The following is a 12868-nucleotide window of genomic DNA, read 5'->3' on the forward strand; positions in this document are numbered from 1 at the left end:
ACATTATTCTCTCTAATCAGCATTATATATAGGATTAGAGATATAATTTGTGTGTAAACCAAACTTGAAATAGAAAGCCACTAAACCTTGATTTTACAAGGTTTTTGCTTTTTTGACAACAACATCATTTTCAAATATACTGAGAGTGATAAAATAATAACAATCTTTTAGAATTAAATTTATAAAAGTTAATTAATTACTTTCTATTTTTTCAGCATATAAGGTCGAAGCGCTTAGATATGCGTCAAAAACATTCCAAACTAACCAATTTATGAGACATAATACTTTCAATTTAAAACTTTATAAGAAAAGGAGATAGATAAAAATGGATACATACAAGGTTCTAGAAATAAAGCAGAGCGTGTTTGAGGATAATAATCGCCAAGCAGATTTGCTTAGAGAACAATTGAAAAAAGAGAAAACTTTTCTATTGAATCTAATGTCATCACCAGGTTCAGGTAAGACGACGACTCTTACAAAAACAATTAACGCTTTGAAAGATGAGATGAATATCGGGGTAATGGAAGCTGATATTGATTCAGATGTTGATGCTAACACAATTTCTCAGACAGGAGCAAAAGTAATTCAACTTCACACAGGAGGCATGTGTCATCTTGATGCCGATATGACAAAACAAGGCTTGATTGGTCTTGGAACAGAAGGAATTGATTTTGCTATTCTAGAAAATGTGGGAAATCTAGTCTGTCCAGCTGAATTTGATACAGGCTCATCAAAAAATGCCATGATCTTAAGCGTACCAGAGGGAGATGATAAACCTCTTAAGTACCCTTTGATGTTTAAGATAGTGGATGTTCTATTGATTAACAAAATGGATGTCATTGAGTATTTTGATTTTGACCTGGAAGCTGTAAAAGAACGTGCTAAAAAATTGAATCCAAATATCAAGATAATTCCTATATCCGCTAGGACAGGGGAAGGAATAGATGAATGGGCTGATTGGATACGTACTGAAGTGAAAGAATGGAATCAATAGGTATCATATAAAAATAAAATTTGGAGGGAATAGGCATGGTTAACGAAAAGGTATTGGATCTTGCGAATAAGATAAGCAGGACAAAACGAGGTTCTAAGATGGAAATAAAACCTGAATATCCAGAATATAAGATTTTGGAACCTGTTGTAACAGAAGAAATGGCAGAAGTAGCACTTTGTCTTGAACTAAGAAAACCACAGAGTGCAGAAGAAATTGCTCCCAAGTGCGGTAAATCTGTAGAAAAAACAGCAAAACTGTTATGGGAATTAGCAGTTGCAGGTGTAGCTTTTGTCAATAAGATTGACGGTGTTGATAAATATTGGCATGAAATCTGGGTCCCAGGTCATATGGAAATGATGGTCAATAATAGAGAGAATGTAAAAAAATATCCACAGATAGCTATAGCCTTCGATGAATACGGAAAAAGAAAAGGTCCAATGGGAGTAGGTGTTTTTTCACCAGGAACAGGTCCAATGCGTGTAATTCCTATTGAAAGTGCAATAGATGGGGAGACTAGAAAAGCATCTTATGAAGAAGTATCCAAATATCTTAATGACAACACTATTTTTTCAGTTTCAGATTGTGCTTGCCGAACAACAAGAGAGGTTATGGGAGAAGGTTGCGGTCATCTAAAAGAGGATATGTGTATTCAAATGGGGCACGCTGCTGAATACTATATACGTACTGGCAGAGGACGTGAGATTACAAGAGAAGAAGCATTTGAGATCATTAAAAAGGCAGAGGAAAATGGATTAGTACATAGTATACCAAATCTAGATGGTTCAGGAAAAACTCATGCTATCTGTAACTGTTGTGGTTGTTCATGTTTTTCAATGAGAATAGCAGAGATGTTTGTAAACCCTGATATGGTACGTTCCAATTATGTCTCACATGTTGACCCAGAAAAGTGTGTTGGCTGTGGTGAATGTGTAGAAGTGTGTCCAGTGAATGCATTAAAATTAGGACAGAAAATATGTGCAAAGACTCCAATTGAAGAAGAGAAGAGAAAAGATTTTCCACATAATACTGAGTGGGGACCAGATAAATGGAATACAGATTATCGTATAAACAGGAAAAATGTTGTTGATACAGGTACTAGCCCTTGTAAAACAGAATGTCCAGCCCATATTTCCGTTCAAGGTTATATCAAGTTAGCATCTCAGGGTAGGTACAAAGAAGCTCTGGAACTTATTAAGCATGAGAATCCATTTCCAGCAGTATGTGGTCGTGTCTGTCCAAGAAAATGTGAATCAGCATGTACAAGGGGAGATATTGATGACCCAGTTGCTATAGATGAAATTAAAAAATTCATTGCAGAACAAGATTTGACAGAAGAAAATAGATATGTACCAAAGTTACGCCATGAATATGGAAATAAAATAGCTATTATAGGTGCTGGGCCTTCAGGTCTTTCATGTGCTTATTATCTAGCTCTAGATGGTTATAAAGTAACAGTATTCGAGAAGCAAAAAGTTCTAGGTGGTATGTTGACACTTGGAATCCCAGCTTTTAGACTTGAGAAAGATGTAATTAACGCAGAAATAGATATTTTAAGACAATTAGGAGTTCAATTCAAGACAGGTGTTGAAGTAGGCAAAGATATCAGTCTGAAAGAACTAAGGACTCAGGGTTATGAAGCATTCTATCTAGCTATTGGTGCTCAAGCAGGTAGAAAACTTGGATTAGAAGGAGAAGATTCAGAAGGAGTAATAACAGGTGTTGATTTCTTGAGAGATGTAAATTTAGGTAATGATATGAAACTAGATGGTAATGTAGTTGTCATCGGTGGTGGTAACGTTGCTATTGATGTTGCAAGAACAGCTACGAGAGTTGGGTCACCAAAAGTTGAAATGTTCTGCCTCGAAAATCAAAAAGAAATGCCAGCTCTACCAGAAGAAATTGAAGAAGCTGTTTCAGAAGATATAGTCATAAATAATTCTTGGGGACCAAAACGAATTCTACAGGAAAATGGACGTGTTGTTGGTATTGAATTCAAGAAATGTCTTTCAGTCTTTGATGATAATGGAAGGTTTAATCCTACTTATGATGAGAATGAAACTAAAACTGTTAAGACAAATCATATTTTGATTTCAGTAGGTCAAAGTATGGATTGGGGAAATATATTAGAAAGCAGCAAAATAGAATTGAATAGAAATAAGACAATAAAAGCAGATTCATTTACTTTGCAGACAGGAGAACCTGATATATTTGCTGGTGGTGATGCAATGACAGGACCTAGGTTCGCGATTGATGCTATTGCTCTAGGTAAACAAGGAGCTATATCAATTCACCGTTATGTTCAGCCAGGACAGAGCTTAGTTCTTGGTCGTGATAGAAGAGATTTTCATGCACTTGATAAAGAAAATCTAGCACTTGATGGATATGATCGTATGCCTAGACAAAGACCACTTCATGTAGATGGTAAGGAATCAAAGAAAACTTTCAAAGATTTACGTACTACATTTACAGAAGAGCAGATCAAAAAAGAAACAGAACGTTGTCTTGGCTGTGGCGCTACTACTGTAGATGAATTCATGTGTCTAGGCTGCGGTGGATGTACAACTAAGTGTAAGTTCGATGCTATTTCACTTGTAAGGAAATATGATAAAGAAAGTGTAGATTTAGAAAAACTTAAACCAATAGTCGTGAAGAATATGATTAAACGTAAAGGTAAAATTGCTGTTAAAAAGGTAACAAAAGTCTTTAAAGCGTAGTGGAAATATGGTGAGTTTAACCTTTTGTATAAGGTATATATATTGACGATTCATAAGTATAACATAAGGTCAGGTGAACGAAGTGCATGAGCTAGGAGTTGTATTTGAAGTTGTAAAGACAGTGAAAAATATTGCAGAAGAAAATCAATTGACAAAAATAGATAAATTAGTTTTACAGATTGGAGAATTGTCTTCAATGATTCCAAGATATATCAAGGAATGTTATCCTGCCGCTGTTGACGGTACGTTATTACAGGATACCAAATTGGAAATTGAGATTATACCAGGTAACGCTCTTTGCAAAAACTGCAATAAGGTTTTCAATCTTTTAGAAAACAAAGGGAAATGTCCTCATTGTGGGATAAAAGACTGGGAGTTGTTAAGCGGAAAAGAGTTCATGATAAAAGAAATCGTCGCTTGTTAGAATCTCATGTGAGAATACTGATTTAACAAAAAATGTTGTAGGAGAGTTTATATGAAATTAAAAAAAGACTTTTTTAATAGCGTAGCAGACTCGTGGGATGAAATGTGCAACCATGATATGAAGAAAGTTGAATACATACTGGACTTAGTTGATATACAAGCGGGAAGCAGGATTCTGGACGTGGGTACTGGAACAGGAATTTTGATTCCAAGTTTGTACAAAAGAGTTACTGGTTCAGGTAAGATCAAAGCTGTTGATATGGCGGAAAAGATGATAGAAGTAGCTAGAAAGAAAAATAGTTACGAAAATGTAGTTTTTGAATGTAATGATATACTAAAAAAAGAAAATGATGAAGAATATTATGATTACATTATCTGTTACTCAATGTTTCCACATTTTCACTGCAAAGAAGAAGCAGTAGAAAAACTTTCAAGGAAATTAAAGAGTGGTGGGAAACTTACTATCTGTCATTCTCAAAGCAGAGAAGCCATTAACAAGCTTCATAAAAGAGTTGATGATACTGTTAAAGAAGATAATCTGCCTGAGATGGAAAAATTAGAACAATATTTTTCAGAATCTGGGTTGGAAGTTGTAGAGCAAGTTGATAATGAGGATATGTTTGTAGTAATAGGAAGTAGATAATTAAGGATGTAAAAGTATAATAGAGAAAAAATTTAGTAGCCGCAAAAATACTTATTGTAATTGTTTGCGGCTATTAGTTTGCTAAAAAGAATATTGTCAAGATTAAATAAGTATAATACAATATAGACGACCGGTGGTATACTATTCATCAGGAGACTATAATGAAAGTTATGGTGATTATATGAATAAAAAAGAAGCAATCATTCTTACAGCGGCTCGATTGATTCATAAAATCAAAAGAGGTTTGTACGTTAGTGTATATGCCTCTTTATAAATTTAATAATCCAGCTTTTTCAGGGTTTTTAATGATGACAATGGATGTAGATGTGAAATAATAATCAATACAATCATATATTAATATAAATAATTACATTATTATCTTTTTAATTGTATATATAAGGAGTAATATTTTCTGTAGAGATAAATTTTATGAATATATACTTTTTGGAGGGATAATATGAAGAGGCAACCCAATGTGCTTATTATATTAACAGATCAACAGAGTCGGTGGACATTAAGCTGCTATGGAGGAAATGAAATACACACACCTAATATTGATTCCATAGGAGAAGAAGGAGCCATATTAACCAATTTCTTTACACCTAGTGCAGTATGTACACCTTCTAGAGGTTGTTTCATTACTGGAAGATATCCTCACCAAAATGGGGCTTATACTAATGATGTGCCCTTGAATGAAAATGAAATCACTTTAGCACATCTATTACGAAATGAAAATTACAAAACGGGATATATAGGTAAATGGCATTTGAATGGAGCACACTATCCAGGTTGGATGACAGCAGATACTTCCATGGGATTTGATGACTGTGAACATATGTTTAACTGCGGTCATTATAAAAATGTTGTTGAACAAACTAATGGTAAGCCAATATTAAATTTTGATATTGGAAGTGGTGGATACATGACTGATTGGATAACAGATAAATCACTGGACTTTATTGAAAGAAACAAAGAGGACAAGTTTTTTCTAATGGTCAGTATACCAGATCCACATACTCCCTATAATGTTAGGGAACCATATGATAAGATGTTTGACCCTAAGGATGTAACTATCCCTGATACCTTTAACGAAGAAAAACTACCAGATTGGGCAGAAGACGATGAATGGGGTAGAGAACAATTATTTTCAATCAACATGAAGGACAGAGAAGAAAAATTCAGACACTATAAATCACAATATCTAGGAGAAGTTAAGTGTATTGATGATAATGTAGGAAGAATACTTGAATATCTAAAAGAGAAAAACATCTTAGATGATACCATTGTAATATTTACAACAGATCATGGAGACTATATGGGAGAACATGGATTGTTATATAAAAATAATCTATATGAATCAGTATACAGAATTCCTTTTCTCATCAGATGGCCTGAAAAAATAAGAAAAGAAACAACAGTCAATGAATATATTACTGTAGTTGATTTTCAACAAACTATTCTAGGCTTGATGAACATACCACCAAGTGGTAGAGAACAAGGAAGAAATGCCAGTGAACTAATAAAAGGCAACAAAATCGTATGGAACAACGAAGTTTATATTCATCCTAATGAAGTTCCAAGAGCTGGAATAATAACAGAAGAATATGAATTAGCATACGTAGGCAGAGGATTCAATAAAGAACCTAATCACCAATATAAAGAACATATCCTATTCGACCGAATAAATGATAAACAGCAAACAAATAATTTATATGGCAAACAAGAATATGAATCAATTATCTCTGAATTAACAAATAAAATAATCAACCACCATAAAAAACTAGGAACAAATACAGATGTGCTACCCAAAGTATTAAAAAATGAATCTTCACAAAGTATATTTGATAAAATATGAAGTAGCCTTAAATATGCTATAAAGAAGAAAAAGTGTTTTGTAATTACATTGAAGGGTATTCGTAGCAAGATAGTATATGTATATGTGAAGTAGTGAGGCAGGACGCCGAACCCAGCTTTTTGTTCAGGACGAGCAAGTAGCTGGCGAAACATATACATATACTATCTTGCAAAAGCCACGTCAGAGCAAAATACTTTTTCTGACATACTTATACAATAATATAATTAAAACGGTGATATTATGGATACAAAATTTTCAATTGGAGAAATGTCAAAATTACATAATATATCAATAAAAACCTTACGCTATTACGATGAGATAGGTCTATTCAGACCCATTGAGATTAATGAAGCTAGTGGATACAGGTACTATTCCCATGAACAATTTGAACAGTTAAATACAATAAAATACTTGAAATTCTTAGGAGTACCTCTAAAAGACATCAAGGATTACTTGGAAATTAGAGATATTAACTATTACCTAGAAATGCTACACAAAGAAAAAGATATAGTTAACCAAAAAATAAAAATCCTAGAAAAGATTACTAAAAGATTAGACAATCAAATAAAGGAAATCAATCAGGTAAAAAAGTTAGATAATATAGGTATTGTCCATATAAAAGATATTCCAGAACGAAAAATAATTAGTCTAAAAGAAGAAATCAATTCTAATTATGAACTAGAACTTTCCTTACGAAAATTAGAAAACCTAAGTAAGAAAAAATTACCTATTGTAATTGGACGAGTAGGGGTAACTTTTAGTATGAATAATGTTATTAATAATAATTATAGAAACTATAATTCCGTTTTCATTCTTCTTGAAGAAGATATGGACAGCGACATGATAACAACCCTAAAACCAGGTAAATATGCTAGCATATATTACAGAGGTTGTGACCACAAAGAATCACCAAAATACTATAAAATGATACATGAATACCTTAAAAACAATGGTTATAAAATAAGTGGAGATAGCATCGAACGAGTAATAATCAATGAATACAAATCAAATAACGCAGATGATTATCTTACAGAGATTCAAGTTCCTGTAGTACATTTATAAATAATATTCATTAAAATAAAGGTGGTTAAGTAAAATAAATAACCACCTTTATATGTGAATAGGAAACAATCTATATCTTAAACTTACCTATAACGTTCTGTAGGTCAGTTGCCATATTAGCTAATGATTCACTGGCATTAGCTATTTCTTCAATAGCAGATGTTTGTTCCTCTGTAGAGGCTGATGCTTGTTGAGTACCTGCTGCATTTTCCTCAGCTATAGCAGCTAGATTTTGAACAATACCAAGTAGTTCATCTTTTTTTGCATCTATGTCCTTACTCATATCTTTTAGTTCATTCGTTGTTTCTCCGTTTAATTTTACGGAATCAGAAATTTCATTATACTTGTTTTCAGCAAATTTTATGTATTCTACTTGATCTTTTATAATATCAACCACTTGATTTATTACTTTTACTGAGACTTCCGAGTTCCTTTGTAATTCATTTACGGCATCATCAATAACTTTAGTTGAATTAGCTGATTGTTCTGCCAGAGTTCTAATCTCATCAGCTACAACTGCAAAACCTTTACCAGCTTCTCCAGCTCTTGCGGCTTCAATTGCAGCATTTAAAGCAAGCAGATTAGTCTGTTCAGCTATCAATGAAATAACTTGACTTGCTTTACTGATGTTATCTACACTTTCACTAGTTTTTATTATTCCATCGTAAACTTCTTTAGCCCCTTTACCACTATCATCAGCTTTTTCTGTTAAAGTATGTATAGTCTCCAGACCTTCTTTGGTTAAGTCAATAACTTGATTGGATATATTGTATGACTTATCAATTGTTTCGATATTCTGTTCTATAAGGTCATTCAATTCTGATAATTTGGTGGTGCCATCTTCGGTTTCTTGTGCCTGAGAAGAGGCACCATTGGCAATCTCTTCAATGGTTACAGCCATTTCTTGAGAAGCTATAGCGGTTTGTTGGGAAGTAGCAGTTAATTCTTCTGAGGATGATGTTACCTGTTGAGAAGCGTCTATTATATTATATACAAGAAGCTTAAGGTTCTCATTAATCTTCTCAAAAGATTTACTAAGTAGTCCTATTTCATCTTTCCTGTTTAGAAAGCGTTTAGGAATATCTTGTGTCAAATTCCCTTCGGCTATCAACTCAGCATGTTCAGAGGCTTTTATTATTGGCGTAGCTATCATATGTCCTATTCTTAATATTAATAAAGATACTATAACAAGAATAATTACGGAAATAATTGTTAAGGTTACTTTTAAAGAAGATAAGCCAGACAACATTTCAGATTCTAATGCGGTTACTGAAATACTCCATTCCGTGTTATTGATAGGAGCATATCCTGTTATTTTTTGGTCTCCAAAATAGTAATATTCACCACTGCCAATTTCTTTGTCCATCATTTTCTTTGTGATTTCAGATAGCTGATGATGGTCTTTGTTGTCAAGGGATTGTTGATATAAATCGGTTCTATCAGTAACCAAATCAATATTCTTATGTCCTACAATAATACCTTCAGAATTAACTACAAAAGTATATCCCGATTCTCCTAATGTAATATCACTTACCAATTTGCTTAAACTACTCCCATCACGAATAGCTACCAAACTACCTGTAATTTGATTGTTATATTTTATTGGAGTGGCATAAGCTATAACTAAAGAATTAGAACCTACTTTACTAACCAAAATATCTGATATGTTAGATTCACCTTTTAAAGATTTTTTGATATAATCTCTATCTGACAAGTCAACAGTATCTCCATTAGTACAAGACCCGTTTCCCGTTTTATCTACAATGTACATCCTAAGATGACCACTTCTTGAAACTTCACCTTTCAGGACATTTAATTTATCTTCCATTGAATGATTTGGATTGTAGATGATATCATTATTTGCAACAGTTTCGAGATTGACAATTTGTCCATTAATTCTACTTTCAATAGTTTTAGCTGATTGAACTGCAATTACTTCTAAATCTTCCTTTTTACTATTAATCAATGAATTTGATGATAAGATATAGGAAATAATTCCGAGAGATCCTACTGCAATAATAAAAATGATGCTGAATACTAGAATAAGCTTTGATTTTATACTTTTCATTGCTACACCTCCAACTATATTATGTATTTTGAGTATAACAAAATTTACATAATTCGTCAATATATTACAATTTTATTAGCTGAAAATCAAATAATGATATCTATTCTCAAAATAGTTTATATTTATAATAATATAATAAATAAAAATAAACATACTATATTTTGTGTAAATATTATAATAGATACCAGTATGGAAAATTAATATAATATATACAACTGAAATACTCTATAATGGCACATGATTTTCTTCCTATTATTCTTTGTCTTAGTAAGTTTATGTTGACTCTACCCTTACTGGATGGTTTTTAATATAAGTATCAAATTAATTCACTTATCAGGAGGTTATTATGTTAGGTACAATAGTCAATGCAAGTGCAATAATTATAGGAAGTTCTGTTGGTGCTATCTTCAAGAAAGGTATCAAAGAAAAAAAGAAAGCAATATTACTTCAAGCCATAGGACTAGTAGCCATCTCATTGGGAATCACATGGATAGTTACTAATCTCAGTAAAAGTAATGAACCATTATTATTTATTGCCAGTATGGTCATAGGTGGGCTTATAGGTGAAACTATTGATATAGAGGAAAAAGTAAACCGACTAGGGAAAAGATTTAATAGCAATAAAGATAATAAACTCATTGAAGGACTGACAACTGCTGTACTCCTTTTTTGTGTTGGTACATTATCTATATTGGGACCTATAGAAAGTGCATTAAAAGGTGACAATACTCTGCTTTTCACAAATGCAATGTTGGATGGTATCACATCCATGATACTGGCAACAACCTTTGGAATTGGGATCATGCTATCAGGAGTAATATTATTTGCATGGCAGGGAACTATATTTTTGTTGGCTCAGTTCATAGGACCATATGCCACTCCAGAAATACTTAATCAAATATCTATTATTGGAGGGATACTTATTTTCAGTACAGGTATCAATATACTTGAAATAAAGAAGATAAAAACTATTAATCTCATACCGGCTCTTTTTATACCAGTAATCTACAACATACCATTCATCAATAAATTTTTTAATGAGGTATTGGGCTTTTTTGTACATTAATTATTTTATGCCTAATAGATAGAATCAATGTGTTATTGAAAATCTATGAAACAAATATACTCTAATGTAATAGTTTTGATATTTACAAGTTATAATAATTATGATAGAATGAAAAATGACTACAAATGTAATGAGTTGAATGGTACTTAATAAAAATAAACTTGCATTCTAAAACATTTAGTTAGTTGTATAGTATTAAAACTACAAGGAGGAATAAAATGTTCAAGAAAAGTTTCAAGATAATTCTACTTATGATAGTGGTAATGGCATTAAGTATAACAAGCTTTGCAGGGGGATGGGATGTATCATCAGCAAGTTCATGGGCACAACCTGAGATTGAAGAGGCTTATGCCTATGATCTTATGCCATATAAACTCATGTCAAGTAATTTGAAAAATAAAATTACACGTGCAGAATTTGCTTCACTTGTTGTCAAAATGTATGAAACAATAACTAGTAAAATAGTTGAACCAGCATCACTAGACACTTTTACAGATACAGATGATGCAGATGTGCTAAAAGCTAATACACTAGGGATAATGTTAGGTTCAAACAAACAAGCTAAACCTGATGATCTAGTTACAAGACAACAGATGGCTGTTATGTATTATAGGACTCTAAGTAAAGTATATGACTTCTTTGGAGAAGAAATGGAAAACACAGATGGAGTTTTAACAATCAATGATAAGAAATCAATAGCTGGCTGGGCTGTAGAAGCTGTGGATTATATTAATGAAAATAATATAATGAAAGGCAGTAATGGTAACTTTAACCCAGCAGATAATGCACCTATTGAACAAGCGGTCATCGTTGTCAAAAGAATCTATGTAGAGGAAAAAGATTTGGCTGAGGGTACTAGGAATATTGATTTATCTAAGGGCTATACATATAAATTGGATGCATATGGAGAAAATTTTACTGTTACATATAATGCTAATGGAAAGACAGAAACCATAAAACCAGGGGATAATTCAGTTTTAGGTATCTATGGAAATGATGCTGAAAATTCTAAGATTTATTATAAGGTAGTTGACAAGGATGTAAATGAGGAAACAGGTGCTAATTCATACAGTTATGATGTTGCAACTAATGAATCCACTTGCTTAGATGATTATTTTGGTTATGAAGTATCAACTATTGCACTTATAGATAGAGGAACTTATAAAAATAATATTCTAGTATATCCATATGAAGATACTGTGAATGTATATACAGATAAACTAGAATTAGTATGTACTCTTGAAGGAATGGTTACTTCTGAAAATGCAAATACAATGATTGACAATAAATTGAATCCACCAACAGCATTTATGGAATTTGAGAACAGACTTCTTTATGGTAGCAATAAAGGAGATGCAACTTCTACTAGCTATTTCAATCTATATGGAGGTAAAGAGTCTAAAACAATTCAACAACAGATGTTAGGATTAAATCCTTGTTCAACTATGCAAGATATAGAAACTGGTAATGGTCCAATGTTATTAGCTTGTGATTCAAAAGGAGATAATTATAAGCTTGATGTTTCTATGCGTAGTATTGATTGTAGATTCCAGGTTAAGACAACAAATACACATGATGAGGCTGCAAATGCAGGGATAGTACTTGGGGTATATAAACCAGGAACTGGTAATGATCAATATCACGGTTACTATATAGGCATAGCTCCAAAAAGAAAAGAGGTTTATATAGGAAGATGCAATTATGATTGGAATAGATTACTTACAGCCAATATACCAGACTATATAGATCCTTATGATTGTCGTGTACATGTTACTCTTAAAACTAGTTATATGTTTGGAAGTTCAAGTTATAATTTGACTGTCACATTAGAAGGTGAAATGGAAGACGCAGTTGTCATTGATAATAAGTATTTAGGTAGTACATCTGGTTCTCATACTTCTTATGGTGCAAAATACATACCAGGCTTTTCAGGGGCTTTTGGTATTAGATCATACAAGAGTGATGTAGAATTTCCATACTTTGAAATAACTAGGAGATAGAAGTAAACTAGGAAATACAGATTAGCAATAATATAGGGGGATG

Annotated in this window: 9 protein-coding genes; 8 read left to right on the top strand and 1 reads right to left on the bottom strand. The window is 32.5% G+C overall.

Features of this window, described 5'->3' with window-relative positions:
- Positions 1-325 precede the first annotated feature (325 nt).
- From hypB to HYG85_RS13215, 6 genes are all read left to right on the top strand, one after another.
- Positions 326-994, top strand: a complete 669-nt coding sequence (hypB, locus tag HYG85_RS13190) for a hydrogenase nickel incorporation protein HypB (protein WP_212690048.1) — start codon at positions 326-328, stop codon at positions 992-994.
- A gap of 35 nt (positions 995-1029) precedes the next feature.
- A complete protein-coding gene (locus tag HYG85_RS13195) occupies positions 1030-3708 on the top strand; it encodes an FAD-dependent oxidoreductase (protein WP_212690049.1) in 2679 nt (892 codons plus the stop codon).
- 82 nt (positions 3709-3790) lie between these two features.
- The gene (locus HYG85_RS13200) at positions 3791-4132 is read left to right on the top strand and encodes a hydrogenase maturation nickel metallochaperone HypA/HybF (protein WP_212690050.1); all 342 of its coding nucleotides are present in this window, start codon (positions 3791-3793) and stop codon (positions 4130-4132) included.
- Positions 4133-4183: 51 nt separating this feature from the next.
- Positions 4184-4774, top strand: a complete 591-nt coding sequence (locus HYG85_RS13205; RefSeq protein ID WP_212690051.1) for a class I SAM-dependent methyltransferase — start codon at positions 4184-4186, stop codon at positions 4772-4774.
- A gap of 457 nt (positions 4775-5231) precedes the next feature.
- The gene (locus tag HYG85_RS13210; protein ID WP_212690052.1) at positions 5232-6629 is read left to right on the top strand and encodes a sulfatase-like hydrolase/transferase; all 1398 of its coding nucleotides are present in this window, start codon (positions 5232-5234) and stop codon (positions 6627-6629) included.
- Between the two features lie 240 nt (positions 6630-6869).
- The gene (locus tag HYG85_RS13215) at positions 6870-7691 is read left to right on the top strand and encodes a MerR family transcriptional regulator (protein WP_212690053.1); all 822 of its coding nucleotides are present in this window, start codon (positions 6870-6872) and stop codon (positions 7689-7691) included.
- A gap of 70 nt (positions 7692-7761) precedes the next feature.
- Here the strand turns inward: HYG85_RS13215 and HYG85_RS13220 are convergent, their stop codons facing one another.
- A complete protein-coding gene (locus tag HYG85_RS13220) occupies positions 7762-9759 on the bottom strand; it encodes a methyl-accepting chemotaxis protein (RefSeq protein WP_212690054.1) in 1998 nt (665 codons plus the stop codon).
- A gap of 346 nt (positions 9760-10105) precedes the next feature.
- Here HYG85_RS13220 and HYG85_RS13225 point away from each other — a divergent pair, with 346 nt between their 5' ends.
- A complete protein-coding gene (locus tag HYG85_RS13225) occupies positions 10106-10825 on the top strand; it encodes a DUF554 domain-containing protein (protein ID WP_212690055.1) in 720 nt (239 codons plus the stop codon).
- 218 nt (positions 10826-11043) lie between these two features.
- Positions 11044-12825 (top strand): S-layer homology domain-containing protein, encoded by a 1782-nt coding sequence (locus HYG85_RS13230; protein WP_212690056.1) that lies wholly within the window; start codon positions 11044-11046, stop codon positions 12823-12825.
- The last annotated feature ends 43 nt before the right edge of the window (positions 12826-12868 follow it).

This window comes from Vallitalea guaymasensis (assembly GCF_018141425.1).
In the GTDB taxonomy this organism is placed as follows: Bacteria; Bacillota; Clostridia; order Lachnospirales; family Vallitaleaceae; genus Vallitalea; species Vallitalea guaymasensis.

Excerpts from the sequence above, each read along its gene's own strand:
- HYG85_RS13205 (WP_212690051.1), top strand. The coding sequence starts at position 4,184 with ATGAAATTAAAAAAAGACTTTTTTAATAGCGTAGCAGACTCGTGGGAT.
- HYG85_RS13210 (WP_212690052.1), top strand. The coding sequence starts at position 5,232 with ATGAAGAGGCAACCCAATGTGCTTATTATATTAACAGATCAACAGAGT.
- hypB (WP_212690048.1), top strand. The coding sequence starts at position 326 with ATGGATACATACAAGGTTCTAGAAATAAAGCAGAGCGTGTTTGAGGAT.
- HYG85_RS13215 (WP_212690053.1), top strand. The coding sequence starts at position 6,870 with ATGGATACAAAATTTTCAATTGGAGAAATGTCAAAATTACATAATATA.
- HYG85_RS13195 (WP_212690049.1), top strand. The coding sequence starts at position 1,030 with ATGGTTAACGAAAAGGTATTGGATCTTGCGAATAAGATAAGCAGGACA.
- HYG85_RS13230 (WP_212690056.1), top strand. The coding sequence starts at position 11,044 with ATGTTCAAGAAAAGTTTCAAGATAATTCTACTTATGATAGTGGTAATG.
- HYG85_RS13220 (WP_212690054.1), bottom strand. The coding sequence starts at position 9,759 with ATGAAAAGTATAAAATCAAAGCTTATTCTAGTATTCAGCATCATTTTT.
- HYG85_RS13225 (WP_212690055.1), top strand. The coding sequence starts at position 10,106 with ATGTTAGGTACAATAGTCAATGCAAGTGCAATAATTATAGGAAGTTCT.